This window comes from Actinocrispum wychmicini, assembly GCF_004345645.1.
GTDB lineage: Bacteria > Actinomycetota > Actinomycetes > Mycobacteriales > Pseudonocardiaceae > Kibdelosporangium > Kibdelosporangium wychmicini.
Genome location: NZ_SLWS01000017.1, coordinates 33,396 through 48,201 on the forward strand (window position 1 = coordinate 33,396; position 14,806 = coordinate 48,201).

Consider the following 14,806-nt stretch of genomic DNA (forward strand, 5'->3'; position numbering starts at 1 on the left):
GGCAGGTCGGAGGTCGCCCGGGTGGATCGTTGGCATGGGTCTCCGATGAGGGGGTGGGGCCACTGGCGCACAGCGTGTTGACGGGCGGTCTCATGCCGGGTCGCTGCGGCGGTTTTCCAGCCACCGTTGTGTCCCGGCGAGGATGGTCACGGCGGCGGTCTTGGCTATGCTGGCCAGCAGCAGCGACCAGTTGATGTGTTCGGCTTGGATCGCGGGCAGTAGGACGAGGATGACGGCGAGTAGTGCGTCGAACGCGAGGTTCTGGGCGAGGGTCCGCAGGGCGCGGTTGCGGGTGTCGGTGGTGGGCATGCTGTCTTTGTCCTTTCTGGATGGGAGGGTGTCGAGGTAGGTGTAGAGCCGCACGAAGCCGCGGCCTGCGGCGCTGGAGAACCAGCCGGTGAACACCATGGCGTAGAACCACAGCGCCGCGTTGGCGGTGGCCGGGTCGATCGGGTCCATGGGTTGTCTGTCCTGTTGCCAGGTAACGATGTTCAGGGCAGGCGCAGGACTTGCCCGGGGAAGATCAGGTTCGGGTTGGCAATCCCGTTGATCTCTTGGAGGGTGCGCCAGGTGGTGCCGAATCGGGCAGCGATGCCGGACAGGGTGTCGCCGCGCACGACGGTGTAGGTGCGTGGCTCGTCCGGTGGTGGCGGTGCGGGGTCGCCGTGTAGCCGGAGGACCTGGCCGGGAAAGATCAGGTTGGCGTTGGGGATGCCGTTGATGCGTTGGAGTTCCTGCCAGGTGGTGCCGAACCGGGCGGCGATCCCGGAGAGTGTGTCGCCGGACTGGACGGTGTAGGTGTCGTCCGGGGCCGGCGCGGGCGGCGGTGGAGGTGGCGCGGGTGCGTCGCCGCCCAGGGTGAGAGTGTCGAGGCCGAAGCCGGCCATGGTGGCGTCTCGGTCGACGTTGCCGGGGATGCCGGGGACGGTGCCTTTGTTGGTGTGCTGGTGCAGGGCGAGGCGTGGGTGGTTCCAGCCGGGGTTGCCGGGGTCGCCGTTGTAGCGGGCGATCCACAGGAACACGTCGTCATCGGCCCACTCGTCGGGGTTCAGTACGTGGGTCCACCAGTCCAGGTTGGCGTACACGAGGATCTTGGACTGTCCACTTGCGATGCGATAGCGGGCGATGAACTCGCGCACGAACGGGTTGGCGTTGCCGCGCAGGTCCGCGGCTTCCATGTCGAGCATCGGCGCGAGCGACCCCGCGTCCAATAGGCCGTGAGCACGAAGGTTGTCGGTGAACCGGTCGGCCTGCGCGTCGACGTCACCCAGGCCGGTGGCGTAGTGGTAGCCGCCGGGTCTGATGCCGACCGAGCGAGCCCCCGCGACGTGGTTCCCGGCGGCCCAGTCGACGAAGTCTGTGGACTGGGTGAGCTTGATGGACGCATAGGTGATGTTGTTGCCGCGTACCGCGTTCCAGTCGTCCACGGTGTTGTGGTGCGACAGGTCAATGCCATAGTCGGTCACGAGGATTGATCCCTTTCTTTCGGTGGGCGCGCCAGCGACCCGCACCGGGAGGAGATCCCGGTGCGGGTGCGTGCGGGCGTGAGTGGCGGCGGTAGAGCCGTTCAGGCTCTGACTGGTCCGGTCAGGGGTGCTGTGGGCGGACGGTCAACTCGTCGACGAGTCCGTCTGTGGTCGACAGTCGCCGGGTGATGCCGATGATGGACGCGGTCACGGTGGCGGGGTAGGTCACGGTCACGGTGTCGGTGAGTGTCCGGCGGGGATCGCCGGGCAGGGGGATGCGGTCGTACACAGTGGACGGGCGGGCCAGCTCTGCCAGCAGTGTTTGCGCGAGTGCCCGGAACGGATCGAGGCGTTGCCGCCACGGCCCGCTTCCCAGGTCGAGAGAGCGCCGTCGGTAGGTCGCGATCGAGGTGTCATCGGTGAGGATGTCGGTCAGCGGCGGGTCGGGGGTGACGACGGCCCCGGAGAGCCGGAACGCGGGCCGGGGTGTGGCGTCGTTCGTGGTCAGTTGGATCGGGAACGTGTTGGTGTTGGAGAACGACGCCTGCGCACTGGTCGCGGTCAGTCGGCGCACGACGATCGACACGTTGCTGGTGACCTCGGTCGCGGGTTGATCTGCCCGGACACAGGCGTACCCGGTCAGCACGGTGTCATTCCAAGCCGACGACGCGACCCTGACTACGGAGCCGTTGTTGAACGACCCGAACAGTCCGACGAGGCCGGACGATCCTTCGGGCAGGGCCAACACGCGACGTTCTAGGGTGCCTGCGGCGAACACATAGGACAGTGGATCGGTGGACTCGATCAATACTTTGGGGTTGCGGGTGTAGGCCGAGGCGGCGGTGATCGAGACGTCGTTGCGGACACTGTCCATGCTGGTGGTGGCGGTGACCTCGGCCAACTGGTCGGCGGTGAGGGTCGCGGTCGGTGGTGCCGATCGGCGACTGGTCAACGTGTCGCGGTTGAGGAACGAGAACCGACCGGACTCGTTGAACCCCGGCACCCCGAACTCCGCTTGCGCGACTTCCTTGATCAGCTCCCAGGAGTCCCGCCCGGTGATCGCCGGGAAGTAGGTCAGTTGGTTGAGCCCGGGGTCAATGTCGCCCGGTGGCGTGGCCGGCAGCTTTGGCCAGGCGTCGGGGGCGGGCGCGGTGGGCAAGACCCAGACCTGCACACCGCTGAGGGGGCGGGCTACGTAGAGGTTCACGAGGGCGGAGGGGTATTCCCCGCCGCTCACCATGGCGCGGTTGGTGCTGCTGGTCGCGATCTGCCCGTCCACGTTCCAGGTCACCGTGAAACCGGAGACGCCGCCGCCGGTGCCGGTGAACGCGATGTGGGCGGCGATCTGTCGCCATCGGACGGTGGCGTCCAGGGTGATCGGGCAGACGGTGAACAGGCCCGTTCCGCCGGGAACGGTGGATATCGCGATGCCTCCGTTGGGCTGGAGCACCAGGCTGAAGATCTGGTTTCCTCCCGGGACGACCTCCACCACCCGCGAGGTGGACACGCCGCCGCCGAGCGGGGCGCCTGCGCCGTGGTAGACCCACAGGGCCATCCCAAATCCCGCACCGCCCCGGACCGGCGTCATGCCAGCGGCGGTGTATCGGGACGTGTAGGTCGGGATGCCGTCGCCGCCGTTCGGGGCGAGCATCCCGTCCGGCCCGCTTGTCCAGAGTGGACCGGTGTAGGTGTCGGTTGTGCCGATGGGTTGCCCACCGAAGCCGACTTCGGACACGAGGCTGCCGTGGCCGGAGATCGTCAGCACACAGCCGGGCATCGGGGCGGCGGCGGTCAGAATCCCGTTCGCGCGCAGCACGTAGTCGATGATCCACTGTGAATTCATCCAGTACCGGTAGCCGCTATCGCCGTACTTGGCTTGTTGCAGGCCGTCCAGGCTGATGGACGGGAGCGTGATCCCGGCGCGCAACTGTTCCGCGCCGTCAGCGGCCGTGATGTCCACCGACCCGCTTGAGGCGCGCATGGACGTGGTGCGGATGATGCCGGTGAACTGCCGCAGCAGGACCGGGCCGAGCCGGGTCCGTAGCCCGAGGTCGTAGCGCAGGCTCACCCCCACCCACGACGGGTTTCCAGCCTTCGATGCGACCGCGTCCACGATGGAGGTCCCATCGGAGAACCGGCCTTCGAGGCTGGCGGTCAGGCTCGCCGAGGCGTAGCCCTCGGTCAGGGTGGTGCCTTCGGGCAGGTCCCCGGTGATCGCGCGGTCCACGGTGATGTCGGTGGCCAGGCTGGTCACGTCCGACCAGGGGTGAGCGAACCTGCCGTCTCTGGCGAGGTCGACCAGCAGCCGCCAGACCGGTTCGCGGACCGGTTGCGCGAGAGCTTCGGCGAGTGCGTCATCCAGCGCGGGGGTTCCGGTCGATAACATCGGGGCACACCTCCATCACAGCCGGGCGTTGGGCGCGGGGTGGACTCGGTCGGCTACTGCTGGGTGCGGCGGGCCTGTGCGGCGGCGTCCTCGGCCGCTCGGCGCCGTCGACGTTCCTTGTCCAGCTCGGTCTCCAGCTCGCCCAGGCGTCGTTCCAGCACCGCCACTCGGGCACGTAGGCCGGCGAGGTCGGCGTCATGGGCGGCGCGGGCCTGGGCCAGCTCGGTGGCGTGTTCGGCGTCGTGCATCGCGAGAGCGCGTTCGTGTTGGACCCGGTCGCGGAAGTTGGACGCCAGCAGGTACGCGATCACCAGCACGAGGGCGCCGCTGATGCCCAGCGCGGGAAGTTGGTCCATGTGGCCGCTCCAGAAGGGCGTCATGCTGGTCGATCATCAGTGGCACGCCTGAGGGCGCGGACCATGATCTGTTCGAGGGGGAGACAAATGAGTCGCGTCGGTGCTGTGGTGATGCTTGGGTGCGCGGTACTGCTGGCCGCGTGCGGCAACTACGGTGACACCAGTCGAGACGGCCCGCCGCGCACCGCCGTTCATGGCTCGACGTCACCGAGCAGGCCACAGGTCGAGTCCCGGGCATTCGGTGAGTACGTCGGGTTCGGGCCGAATTGTCAGAGCCGCAATGACCCCGCCTGCAATATCCGGCTCACCGTCATCAAGCTGACCGACTGCGCGCCGGGGGCGTCTTTTGACAGGCCGCCACCGCCGGGTACGCACCGCAAGGTGGTGTGGATGGACGTGGCGACCGGTCCCGACTTCAGTAACCCCATTCAAGTGCAGGAAAGTGTCACGGGTTTCACGGCGGTGGATGCCCGTGGCGTGACCTCGGGTTCGATTCGGGGCGACTATGACGGGCCGTGCCTGCCGACGCATCAGCGTCTCGGCGTGCCCACTGTGGCCTGGCAGCCGAACAAGAAGTACTCGGGCGGGGTCGAAGTGTTCCTGCCGGACGGCACGGTCAAGATCGTGAACGGCAGCAACAGTGTGGAGTGGACGTTGCCGTGACTGAGAATGTCAGGTTTCCAGCAGGGTCAGGGTGGGCGCGTGGTATCCGTATTCGGGGTAGACATCGGTCAGTGAGTCGATCACCACGACCGGGCAGCCGGTTCCGGGCACCCAGGGTGAGGCGGTGGGCGCGGCTTCCAGTTGCCACCCGGTGGTGGTGATCGTCCCGGTGGGTCCGCCAATGGGGACGTCTACGCCGACCGCGCATCCGGCATGGGACGGGCCTGGGATGAAGGTGAGGGGCAGCCGCTGGTAGCTGCCGGTCAGCGTCACCTGTGGACCGAACACGGGCGAGCCTGGCTGTCCGGACGGATCTACCGGTGTGATAACGACTTGCACGGTGACAGGGTCCCCGGCGGCGTAGAGGGAGAGCGTGACCGGCTCTCCGGGGATCAGCGGGGTTCGGTCGGTGAGGGTGTCGTTGGCGGTCAGCCGGCCGCCGGCCGCTGCTGGGAGTGTCCAGGTGATCGCGCCAGCGGCGAACACGTCCGGCGGCGTGGCGCCCGAGGTGAACGCGAGTGTGCCTTGCGTCGCGGTGAATCCGGCGGTGGTGCGTGACCGGCTGCCACCCGAGGAGACTTGGGCGCGTAGCCGGTTCCGGCGTTGCGGGTCGACCAGTCGTAGCGGGCCGTCGATTAGCCCGAGATGCAGCGCTTCCAGGTAGGACAGATCATCATGAGTGAGATAGTCCCATTGGATCTTGTACGTTCGCTTGTGGCCGAGGACGTCCAGGCTGGTGGTTCCATTCAGTGATCGGTGGGTGGCCCCGATGCGCTCGTTGGTGGCGTCCAAGCCCTTCATAGGGTCCCGCAGCTTGCGTAGGGCGCCGAGGCGTCCGAGGTAGAACGGCACAGTGTCACCTCCGGGCGTTGGCTTGGGTGTCCAGCCGCACGTATCGGCCCAGGGAATCGTCCAGCCTCAGCCGGGCGCCGGACAGTGCGATCCGCAACGCTTCGGCGAGGTCGTCCACGTTCACGCCGCCCCTGCCCGCTGGCACGGTAGATCCGTTGCCCGTGCGGGGCAAGAGGTCGAACCCCATCCGCCGGGCGGTCTCGGCGAGCAATGCTTGGCTGCGTGGCGCCTGGTTGATCGGGATGTAGGCCTCGTCGTCCCGTGACCGGTCGCCAACGACCCGCCATGTGTTGGGCGGGACCATGGTGGCCCGCCCGGCTGCCATCGGGGTCCATCGACCGCCGTCCGCGTAATGCGCGACGGGACCCATGGGTGGCAGCGGTAAGGAAGGAAACCCGTCGCCGGAGGCGGCCGGTGGTGGGTGGATCATGCCCATGAACATGACGATCCATGGCTGGCTACGCAGCTTGTCCACGGCGGACTGTGCCGCGTTGACCTTCGGTGTCAAGTCGTCTTTCGCGTCCAAGGTAATGGTCGTGCCCTTGAGATTGAAGATCGATCTTCCGGCGGCGTCCACTGTGACCGTGATCCCGGCAGCCGACAGTGCGGCCTTGTCCATCGCGCCGATTGCTTGCTGCAACGCGAGCGGTGCGTCCTTGCCGTAGATTTGGGCCAGTCGTAGGGTTTCCTCGTTCATTCCTTTGAGCTTGGCGGCGTTGACGTCCGCCTCTACCCCCGTGGTCACCAAGGATGCCTTGTAGTTTCCTGCTTGGGTGATCGATTGCAGGATCGCGGAGTTCCAGCTTTCCTGTGCCTGCTTACCTTCCAGCGACGCGGCGGTGTGCTGCTTGAGCCCGGTGATCACGTTCTGGTGGGCCTGCTGTTCAGCGAGCACGGAGTCGCGGTATTGCTGCTGCGCACCGATGGACCCGAACACGGCCAGGGTTTGTTCGGTGATGCGTTGGGTGTGGTTCTTGGTCGCGTCCGAGGCTTGTTTCTGGGCGCGGGCCTCGTTGTCCACCGCGTCGGCGAGTTGTTTCTGTGCGTCGATCGCGGCATGTGAGCCGGGGCCGGAGCGGGCCACGGCTTCGTCGTAGGCTTGCTGGGCCTGCTTGACCTTTTGGGTGGCGCGTTCGGTCTCGCCGAGCGCGGTGGTGTGGTGGTCGGCTTGTTGGCTGGCCTTGTCGGAGTCGTTCCCGATCAGTTCGAAGATGGCGCCCAGGCCGGTCAGGGCGGCGCCGACGACCGGGATCGCTCCGCCGACCTTACCGAGGACCCCGCCGACTTTGCCGAGGGCGCTGGTGGCCACTCCGGCCCCGCCACCGAGCGTACCGCCGGCGGCTGCGGCTTCCTTGGCCCGGCTGGCGAACCCGGTCAACGCCGACGCTGCGGCGGTGACCCCGCTTCCGATGCCGGAGAACACTTTGAAGGCGCCCGCAGTGCTCAAGGCGATCCCGGCCAACGGACCGAGCACACCCGCCAACGGGCGGACCACGTTGAGCACACCGGTAAAGATCGTGATCAAGCTAGTCGCGGTGGCCGACAGGACTGGCAGCGCTCCAGCGGCCAATGTGGACACTGTGGACGTGAGCGCGGCGAACAGCTCGCGCAGACTGGCCAGGACGGGGGCGCCCGAGGTGGCCAGTTGCGCGAACAGGGTGCCGGCGAACCCGAGCGCGTCGCGGACGATCCCGCCCAGGCCGGACAGGGCTTGACCGGCGGCGGGCGCGGCCGTGCTGGTGTTGCGGAAGAAGTCCGACAGTCCGCTACCGGTCTGCTCGGCCAGCGACCGTAGCCCGTCGAACACTGGTCCGCCCGAGGCGACCGCGTCCTTGAGGCCGGGCATGGTGTTGGTGATGAACCCGGTGAACCCTGCTGTCAGGGTCTCGATCCCTGGGCCGGCCGCCGCGAACAAGCCTTTGAGGTCGGGCTGGACCGAGCGGAACGCGTCTGAGAGTTGCCCGGCCACGTTCTGGAACACCGGGACGAGGGGCTGTGCGGCGTCGGTGGTGCCTTTGCGGATCTCGTCCCACAGGCCACCGAAAGAGGCTTTGACCTGGGCGTTGTTCTTCAGTGCGGCGGCACCCATCCCGCCGAACGCCAGCGTGACGCCGGCCAGGGCACCGCCGACGGCGGCACCAGCGGCGACCGCTCCACCCGTGACCCCGGCCAGGCTCTTGACCGACAACGAGCCGAACGCGTCCAACTTGTCGTGTGCTTTGTCGGCGGAGGCCCCGACTTCGTTGAACGCGGGGGACGCCTTGTCAATGCCGAGGATAGTGAAGACCAGATCGCGCAAGGGGAATCACCCCTTGCCTACTGGGTTATCTGGTGTTGAGGTCGGCTAGGCGTTGCTGGACAAGGTCGACGCACATCATGAAGTCCGCATAGGACATGTCGTTGACGTCAGCGGGTGTGATGTTCCACAGCAGCAACAGGTACGGCTTGTACTCGGCTACGCGTTGGCGGTGTTCGGGGGCGCTCCATTGTGGGGCGCCTCGGTAGGGTCCGGCTGTTCCGGGGCGGTGTCCTGGCCGGGCTCGGGGGTGGGCGTCGTGTCCGGGATGAACCGGAGCGCGGCGTAGTTGTACTCCAGTTCGGCGTACTCGATGTGTTCGCCCAGGCGGCGGCGGGCGAGCCAGAAGAACGCGTCACGGCCGGTGCCGCCGTTGGCGTTGAAGGAATCCACCAGGTACCCGATGCTCGCCCCGGTCGCTTTCTCCAACGCGATGACTTCGCGGTTGGTCAGGTGGTCGGTGTCGAACGGGTAGTCGATACCGCCTAACACGAATTTGGCCATTGTGGACTGTTACTCCAATCTGTCAAGGAATCGTTCGACAACGTCAAAGGCTTCTTGCCGCACGCGCGGGCCACCGGACTGCATCGCGTCGTCGAACCACGCCGGAGGCGCGACCTGGGTGACCCACACGTCCCGGTCGCCGAACACCGGGTGGCGCCACTTGCCTGTGTTCAGGTGATCGGGCAGGGTCCGCTGATCGGGCGGGAGCGCGTTCTTGTTCACCTGGATCCGCACCCGCGCAGACGCACCCGACGTACTGACCTGGGCACGGACCGCACGGGCGATGGTGGTGCGCAAGCCCGCACGCTCGTGAGCCCGCATCTTCGCCCGATCGGTGAATCTCCGCCGACGGCCCAACGCATGCGCTGCACGAGCTGCCCGCCCGGACGCGCCACCACCAACTCCGACCACCGGAAGCGACCGGACCCGCTCTTGCGCGTCCTGCACCACCGGAGCCGCGGCTTCCCGCATCGCCCGCGCCAGCTCACGGCGCAACTCGCCCCGACCTGCCTGCTTGAGCTGTACCGCAAGGCGCCGGAACTCCTCGGTCCCTGCGACCGTGACTGAGGTAACCATGGCGGCTCCGTCGACACACCGCACATCGCGAGTGGCTACAACAGATCCACTACAAACATCGTCGGTCAAGTGGAACGGCACGAGTCAGCGGATGCAGCTGCCAGACCACTACCTCGAAACGAGATGTACGCGGGGGGTGACAATAGAGTGATTGACGAGGCATAACAGTCATTTCATGTCGCCTGGCCAATGGCTTGTCGGCCAGCGTTTCCGCACGTGAGCCGCACATCGTGCGCCTTGCTCCAGTCACACTTGACGTGCGAATGAATAGACATGCAAGTCTGACTTGCCTAATGGCTGTTGCCTCGAATCTAAGATTCCGGAATCACCGTAACGGCCTCAGGATGATTGTGCGCCCACAATGGCGCGACTAAGCACATGCTGTATGGTCCCGGCATCCCGCCGTGAGTGGGGACAGGCGAGAGAGGAGGGAGCGTGCAGGGACTGTCCACGGCAGACTGGCTCCGCGTGATGGCAGATGTAGCCATTGAGGTCGGACACCAAGACCCGGCCGTCCAGAAGGAATGCCGGGTCTTGGCCGTTGGATTGCGTAGCGTTGCTAAGCGGCTTGAAGGGCGCAGCTAGCTAGCTCGTATCCAACCGGTACGGCTGATGCTGGGGTCGCGCCCGGCGTCAGCCGTACTACATCTGCCGTGTCTCATAGTGTCCGAACTTGTGTCAGCGACCCACACCTTAGCCGGGAGCTACACAGAGAGGACCATGTGTGCTCCGCTACGTGTTGCCTTGGCGCTCGTGACCTGCGTCGACTCCCCCGCATGAGTGACCAACTTCTTGCGCCGCCCACGTTCGCCGGCCATGATCGAACGCGTGTTCGATGGCGATAGTCAGGTTGCCGACGCGGTTCGTCAGGCGTCCGATCGGTTGCGGGAGCTGGGGCGCAACGCAGCGCCCGGGGTCTGGCGGGCGGTGCCTGCCGTGGACGGCGTGATTCACGTGCTGGGCCGCGATGAGCAACTCGTGGCTACCCTCGGTGGGGTGTGGGCGTCGGGCACTGCCGCGTACTTGACCGCGCTCGCGCCGGACACGGCGTTTCTGCTTGCGGAGATGCTGTGGCGCGGCAGTCCTCTTATCCGGAGAGGGGCGATGCCGTCCCCGGTGCGGGACGCCCTGCGGAACCTGGCGGTGGCTCTACCGGGCGGGTAGTCCCGCGCGTTTCTCTACGCGGTGGTGTCGGCCGTGGTGTACGTGACCTGGATCGGCGGGTTGGTCTCGTCGCTCTCGATCACGAGTTCGGCCTTGGCTTGCACGATGTCGGGGCCGTCGACGTTGACCGGGTTGGAGTCGAACCGGGCGGCCGGCAACACGATGTCCAACACGGCGTTCACGCCGGTGGCGATCAGGCCGGCGGTGAAGGTGATCTGGACTGGGAGGAACGCGCCGGCCCGGTAGGTGTCGTAGACCTGGGCGCGGTTGAACTCCGCGTCGACACTCAGGGCTAGGTCGCGGAAGTCGTTTTCGATCTGCTCGTCTTTCAGCCCGGACGCGCCGAGGAAGAACCTCGTGGTGTCCATGGGGTTGGCGCCTTTGAGTTCGAACCCGGTCACGCGGTTGAGGCGGGTGCCGCCGGCCACGGACACGATGCTGTTGCTGGTGGTCGCGGTCCCGCCGGTCTTGATGGTGCATTGGGCGAAGTGGAACGGGCGGGTGATCGGGTAGTTGGCGACTGCGAGCGGGGGTGTGTCGGCGACCTCGTCGAAGGCGTCAATGTCGAGCTTGAGCCGCAACAGGTCGTTGACTTTCACGCCCAGGGTCCACTCAGTGACGCGGGCGCCGGTGTAGTTCAACGCGGACACCGGGTTTCCGGTGACCGGTTCGGGGACGCCTTTCTGGATGGTGAGGGACTTCCCGGCGAGCGGTCCGGGTTGGATGCGGTGGATCTTGCCGCCGGTCGGTGCGGTGTCGGTGATGACCGGGGTTCCGCCGAGCATGTGTTTCCACAGCAGGCTCATGGACCGGTCGGTGGCCGGGAGTTCCACGCCGCCTTTGGCGGTGCGGGTGGTGCGGACGTCTTGGGAGGCCCGCCGGTACTGGCCGCCTGCCGCGAGTACGTCGTTGCGGACGGTGTGGAAGTCCCCGCTTAGGGATTCCTTGGTGAAGGGTAGGAACCGGGTCGGGGGCACGCCGGTGCCGACGGTGGTTTCTTCGCCAACGCCGAGTTGCGCGGACAGGCCCGAACCTGTTGTGGCCATGGGTTACTCCTCGCTCTTGTCGGTGGGGGCGGTGGGCTTGCCGGGGGTGACGAGATCCCAGCCGGGTTGCTCGGCCAGCCGCTGCGCGACCGGTGCGGGCAGGGTGACGGACTCGCCCGGTTGGATTGTCCGGAACATGATCGGGAGTTCGCGCGGTTCGCCGGTCATGTTCCGGACCTCATCCGTGCGGGTGTCTGGTGTGGTCTGTGGGGGCATGGGATGGGGTCTCCTAGGTGAGGCGGGCGCGGCAGGTCACCGCGAACCTGAGCCGGGCGAGCGACCCTTTGGCGTACTGGAGTTGCGAGAGCACGATGTCGCCGCCCACCTGCGCCCACAGCACCGCCCCGCCGAGGGTGATGTCCGCGCCCGGCTCCCCCGGTCGGAGTAGGCGTTCGACGGCGGCCATGATCGCGTGCGCGGCGTCGCGGCGGGCTTTCATGTCGGTGTCGCCCGAGCGGGCCACGGCGGTACAGGAGATCGAGAACGTTTCGTCCCGACTTGCGCCGCCCAGCTCGGCGAATGTTTGGGTCCCGGTCACCGATTCCAGGGTGTCGGGGGTGTCGCCGAGGAACAGCATGAGCGGGTCGGACAGGTCGGTGACGGGTGGCCCGTCGTAGACGTGCACCCCGTGCAGCGGCTCGGCGGGGGCCGTTGCGGTGGTGCACAACGCCACCAGACCGTCAATGGCTGCGGGGATACGGGACACGTCAGTCATGTCAGCCCACCTCGGGGGTTCGCCGGTAGCGGTCGACCAGTTCCAGGGCACGGTTGGGGACCGCGAACCCCAGGCCGGCAATTGGTTGGGTGACGGCGTAGTCGTCATGCGCCAGCGCGGGAAGACCGTCCGCGCCGTTCTGAGTACGCCACAAGTGATCCAGGATGACCCTGGCGGCCAGCCGGATACCGCCAGGCACGACCGGCCGCCCAGCGGTGTACCCGACCCGCCACGGGCCGCCGGTCAACCACCGGCCGTCCTTGCGCCGCAAGGTCCCCGTGTCGCTATCGACGTCGAGTTCGGACACGGTGGGTGCGATGCCATAGGTCAGGACCGGAGTCACCGACCGGAGGGCCAGCACGGGCGGTTGCCGCAGGACCAAGACCCGGGCGCACTGCTCGTGATGGACCTCGGTGATCGGCCGGACGACGACTGGGCCGCACAATGCCTCGATGACATCGGTCACCGAAGTGAGGTAGTCGCGGATCTCCTCATCATGATCAATGCTGGTGATGTTGAGCTGGCGCTTACCGTCCATCAGAGACAGCAACATGGGGACGTCGGCCGGGTCGACGTCGAACGCGTCCGCGTAGGCGTCAGCCGGGCTCGTGAATACCCAGCGCGCGAGGTGACGGCCGGGCAGTATCGGCACGACGTCGTACCGGTACCGACCGGCCACGGTGGGAGGGTTGGTGACTGTGGGCGTGGTGGTCGTGCCGTCCGGGGCGGTGATGGTGAGGGCGACCGTGGCCGCGTTGGCGAGCTGCCCGCCCGGGGCGTGACAGTCCGCTGCCAACGTGACGGTGTCCCCGAGGTCGAACGGCACGGTCACCCCCCGCGCGAGCTGGCAGGCTTGCGGCGAGCCTTGCCCGGCACAGCCGCGTCGGTCGCGGGCAGCAGTCCGTACCGCTGGGCCTCGCAGGTCGGGATGTACGTACCCGGCGTTACGTACAGGAACGCGGCGTCTGGGTGGCCCTCGCGGACGATCCGGTCGTCGGTGGTGCGGTACAAACGCTGGGTGATCTTGACCTGCCCGCCGGACTCGACCGAGGACACCACATCGGACAGTTCGTGGTCGCTCATCCTGGTGCCTCCTTCCTAGAGTTCGACGATCCACACCACGACCGTGACCCGACCAGCGGTCAGCGCGGCCGTGCCGATGGTGAGCACGACGGGTCGGCGGGCGGTGGTCTTCACGGGTGGACTGGTCGCGGTCAGACCGGCCCGCTTCGGCCCCGTCGACGTCCAGGGGGCGGCGGTCGCGGCCGTGGCCGGTTGCAGGTCCCCGGCGGTCTCGACCCGCAACGCGGCGGTGCCGGTGGCCGAGGCCAGCGCGGTGTCCACGTGCAGTAACGCGTCCACCACCATCGCGCCAGCCGGGACGCTGTCGCCGCGCAACACGATGTCCCCGACCGCGCCCCCGTCCACCGCGAAGTCGTAGACGGCGGTCACGGGCTTGATACGGCCCAGGCCGAGTCCACCCAGGACTCGACCGGTGTTCTCGATGATCGGCATACCTGGCCACCCCTTGTCAGATTCCGGTCACGGTGCAGAACGCGGCGGGCCGGTAGACCAGCAGGGCCGCGCGCACGTCGGCGCGAATGGCCTGCTTGCCGTTGATGAAGAAGTCCGCGTGGCTGTTGGACACCTGCACGTCCACACCCCGCCGAGTGGACAACTCGCTGAAGTTCACGAAGTCCCCGACCACGGCGGTGTTCTCCGGGCCGGCGTCGGACTGCACCACACCCAAGCCCCAAATCCGGTCCGGTCCGGCCTCGCTCGGGCTGCCCCAGATGTACAGGCCGTCCGCCGTGCGCAGCAGCCGAATGTCTTGCCAATCGTTCGGGTGGATGATCGCCGCGTTCGGCAGGGCACGGCCGGTCACCCGGCACTTCACCATGCCCTTGTAGATCGCGTCCGGGACCGGGTCGCCGCCCTTGGCCTGGGTCTGGATGCCGGGGGTGTTGAGGATGCCGCGCAGGTTGGGCGCGGTCCCGTTACCGATCAGGATCTGTGCGTCCAAACGTTGGCGCAGCATGAACGGCATTCGGTTGTTGACGTACCCGCGTGCCTGGGGCTCGTCGTCGAGCTGCTCGTCGGTGACCGGCAACCAGACACTGACCTTGCGTACCGGGGACGTCTGTTCGGTGAGCTGCAATGCGGCCTCGGGGTAGGCCGCGGCTTCCGCCGTCTCGGCTGCCGTGTTGGTGAGCACGGTCTCTTCCATGTAGACCACGGCGGCCTGGCCGGTGGTGGTCGCGGGGATGATGTCGATGAGCTGGACGGGGCGAGTCGCGAACTCAACGACCTTGCCGGTCCGGGTGGTTTCGGGCAGCCACCCCGCCGTGGTGGAAAACAGCGTCTTCAGCTCCACATCCAAGTGTGCTTCGGGGCCGACCTGACCCTGAACACCTTTGTAGGCAACCGATTCGGTGAACAGGTCGCCGAACGTCCTGGTGCCGTCTGGCTGTGCTGGGCTGCCGGAGGGATCAGCGCCGGACTCGCTGTGTTCCTCGGGGGCCTGGCGAGAGCGGGCGAATGCCTTCGCGATGGCTTGGAGGTCGTCGAACTGGCGGCCAATCTCGTCCAGCTCGTCATTGCGGGCCCGGATCTCGGTGACCTTGTCCTCGGTGGTCCCGGGCAGGGACTTGACCCGGTCCATGTCCAGCTCGGGACCGGCCTCGGTGAAGATGTCATGCAGCGCCTTCTGTTTGGCGGCCAGGCGGTCCTGGGCGTCCTTGAGCGCGGGGAAAGACATAACGGTTTACTCCTTGACAGTGGG

General features: G+C 67.2%; 17 protein-coding genes. 2 read left to right on the top strand and 15 right to left on the bottom strand.

Features of this window, described 5'->3' with window-relative positions; genetic code table 11:
• Positions 1-90: 90 nt before the first annotated feature.
• The 4 genes from EV192_RS48585 to EV192_RS48600 form a co-directional block, all read right to left on the bottom strand.
• Positions 91-459: a hypothetical protein gene (locus EV192_RS48585; RefSeq protein ID WP_132125595.1), complete on the bottom strand. Its 369-nt coding sequence runs from the start codon at positions 457-459 to the stop codon at positions 91-93.
• A gap of 32 nt (positions 460-491) precedes the next feature.
• Positions 492-1,466 carry a LysM peptidoglycan-binding domain-containing protein gene (locus EV192_RS48590; RefSeq protein ID WP_132125596.1) on the bottom strand — a complete coding sequence of 325 codons (975 nt, stop codon included), beginning with the start codon at positions 1,464-1,466 and terminating at the stop codon, positions 492-494.
• A 121-nt stretch (positions 1,467-1,587) separates the two neighbouring features.
• On the bottom strand, positions 1,588-3,852 hold the full coding sequence (locus EV192_RS48595; protein WP_132125597.1) for a hypothetical protein: 2,265 nt from the start codon (positions 3,850-3,852) through the stop codon (positions 1,588-1,590).
• 53 nt (positions 3,853-3,905) lie between these two features.
• Positions 3,906-4,232, bottom strand: coding sequence for a hypothetical protein (locus tag EV192_RS48600; RefSeq protein WP_132125598.1), 327 nt, complete (start codon positions 4,230-4,232; stop codon positions 3,906-3,908).
• Positions 4,233-4,295: 63 nt separating this feature from the next.
• Here EV192_RS48600 and EV192_RS48605 point away from each other — a divergent pair, with 63 nt between their 5' ends.
• Positions 4,296-4,871: a hypothetical protein gene (locus EV192_RS48605; protein WP_132125599.1), complete on the top strand. Its 576-nt coding sequence runs from the start codon at positions 4,296-4,298 to the stop codon at positions 4,869-4,871.
• Positions 4,872-4,880: 9 nt separating this feature from the next.
• On the opposite strand, the gene EV192_RS48610 is transcribed toward EV192_RS48605, so the two are convergent.
• The 4 genes from EV192_RS48610 to EV192_RS48625 form a co-directional block, all read right to left on the bottom strand.
• Complete coding sequence (locus tag EV192_RS48610; RefSeq protein ID WP_132125600.1) at positions 4,881-5,723, bottom strand: hypothetical protein; 843 nt, start codon at positions 5,721-5,723, stop codon at positions 4,881-4,883.
• 4 nt (positions 5,724-5,727) lie between these two features.
• Positions 5,728-8,022 carry a BAR domain-containing protein gene (locus tag EV192_RS48615; RefSeq protein WP_132125601.1) on the bottom strand — a complete coding sequence of 765 codons (2,295 nt, stop codon included), beginning with the start codon at positions 8,020-8,022 and terminating at the stop codon, positions 5,728-5,730.
• A gap of 156 nt (positions 8,023-8,178) precedes the next feature.
• Positions 8,179-8,523, bottom strand: a complete 345-nt coding sequence (locus EV192_RS48620) for a hypothetical protein (RefSeq protein WP_132125602.1) — start codon at positions 8,521-8,523, stop codon at positions 8,179-8,181.
• A gap of 9 nt (positions 8,524-8,532) precedes the next feature.
• Positions 8,533-9,099: a hypothetical protein gene (locus EV192_RS48625; protein WP_132125603.1), complete on the bottom strand. Its 567-nt coding sequence runs from the start codon at positions 9,097-9,099 to the stop codon at positions 8,533-8,535.
• A gap of 828 nt (positions 9,100-9,927) precedes the next feature.
• Here EV192_RS48625 and EV192_RS48630 point away from each other — a divergent pair.
• Positions 9,928-10,263, top strand: coding sequence for a hypothetical protein (locus EV192_RS48630; RefSeq protein ID WP_132125604.1), 336 nt, complete (start codon positions 9,928-9,930; stop codon positions 10,261-10,263).
• A 14-nt stretch (positions 10,264-10,277) separates the two neighbouring features.
• On the opposite strand, the gene EV192_RS48635 is transcribed toward EV192_RS48630, so the two are convergent.
• The 7 genes from EV192_RS48635 to EV192_RS48660 all read right to left on the bottom strand — a co-directional run bounded on the left by EV192_RS48635 (position 10,278) and on the right by EV192_RS48660 (position 14,782).
• Positions 10,278-11,309: a phage tail tube protein gene (locus EV192_RS48635; protein WP_132125605.1), complete on the bottom strand. Its 1,032-nt coding sequence runs from the start codon at positions 11,307-11,309 to the stop codon at positions 10,278-10,280.
• 3 nt (positions 11,310-11,312) lie between these two features.
• Positions 11,313-11,477, bottom strand: coding sequence for a hypothetical protein (locus EV192_RS54420; protein WP_165960992.1), 165 nt, complete (start codon positions 11,475-11,477; stop codon positions 11,313-11,315).
• Positions 11,478-11,538: 61 nt separating this feature from the next.
• Entirely contained in the window at positions 11,539-12,024 is a 486-nt protein-coding gene (locus EV192_RS48640) for a hypothetical protein (RefSeq protein WP_132125606.1), read from the bottom strand.
• Position 12,025: 1 nt separating this feature from the next.
• On the bottom strand, positions 12,026-12,850 hold the full coding sequence (locus tag EV192_RS48645) for a hypothetical protein (protein WP_132125607.1): 825 nt from the start codon (positions 12,848-12,850) through the stop codon (positions 12,026-12,028).
• A 2-nt stretch (positions 12,851-12,852) separates the two neighbouring features.
• The gene (locus EV192_RS48650; RefSeq protein ID WP_132125608.1) at positions 12,853-13,107 is read right to left on the bottom strand and encodes a hypothetical protein; all 255 of its coding nucleotides are present in this window, start codon (positions 13,105-13,107) and stop codon (positions 12,853-12,855) included.
• Between the two features lie 15 nt (positions 13,108-13,122).
• Positions 13,123-13,539, bottom strand: a complete 417-nt coding sequence (locus tag EV192_RS54425) for a hypothetical protein (protein WP_165960993.1) — start codon at positions 13,537-13,539, stop codon at positions 13,123-13,125.
• A gap of 16 nt (positions 13,540-13,555) precedes the next feature.
• Positions 13,556-14,782 (bottom strand): phage major capsid protein, encoded by a 1,227-nt coding sequence (locus EV192_RS48660; RefSeq protein WP_132125610.1) that lies wholly within the window; start codon positions 14,780-14,782, stop codon positions 13,556-13,558.
• Positions 14,783-14,806: the final 24 nt, after the last annotated feature.

Excerpts from the sequence above, each read along its gene's own strand:
- EV192_RS48585 (WP_132125595.1), bottom strand. The coding sequence starts at position 459 with ATGGACCCGATCGACCCGGCCACCGCCAACGCGGCGCTGTGGTTCTAC.
- EV192_RS48595 (WP_132125597.1), bottom strand. The coding sequence starts at position 3,852 with ATGTTATCGACCGGAACCCCCGCGCTGGATGACGCACTCGCCGAAGCT.
- EV192_RS48600 (WP_132125598.1), bottom strand. The coding sequence starts at position 4,232 with ATGACGCCCTTCTGGAGCGGCCACATGGACCAACTTCCCGCGCTGGGC.
- EV192_RS48605 (WP_132125599.1), top strand. The coding sequence starts at position 4,296 with ATGAGTCGCGTCGGTGCTGTGGTGATGCTTGGGTGCGCGGTACTGCTG.
- EV192_RS48620 (WP_132125602.1), bottom strand. The coding sequence starts at position 8,523 with ATGGCCAAATTCGTGTTAGGCGGTATCGACTACCCGTTCGACACCGAC.
- EV192_RS48625 (WP_132125603.1), bottom strand. The coding sequence starts at position 9,099 with ATGGTTACCTCAGTCACGGTCGCAGGGACCGAGGAGTTCCGGCGCCTT.
- EV192_RS48635 (WP_132125605.1), bottom strand. The coding sequence starts at position 11,309 with ATGGCCACAACAGGTTCGGGCCTGTCCGCGCAACTCGGCGTTGGCGAA.
- EV192_RS54420 (WP_165960992.1), bottom strand. The coding sequence starts at position 11,477 with ATGACCGGCGAACCGCGCGAACTCCCGATCATGTTCCGGACAATCCAA.
- EV192_RS48640 (WP_132125606.1), bottom strand. The coding sequence starts at position 12,024 with ATGACTGACGTGTCCCGTATCCCCGCAGCCATTGACGGTCTGGTGGCG.
- EV192_RS48650 (WP_132125608.1), bottom strand. The coding sequence starts at position 13,107 with ATGAGCGACCACGAACTGTCCGATGTGGTGTCCTCGGTCGAGTCCGGC.
- EV192_RS54425 (WP_165960993.1), bottom strand. The coding sequence starts at position 13,539 with ATGCCGATCATCGAGAACACCGGTCGAGTCCTGGGTGGACTCGGCCTG.
- EV192_RS48660 (WP_132125610.1), bottom strand. The coding sequence starts at position 14,782 with ATGTCTTTCCCCGCGCTCAAGGACGCCCAGGACCGCCTGGCCGCCAAA.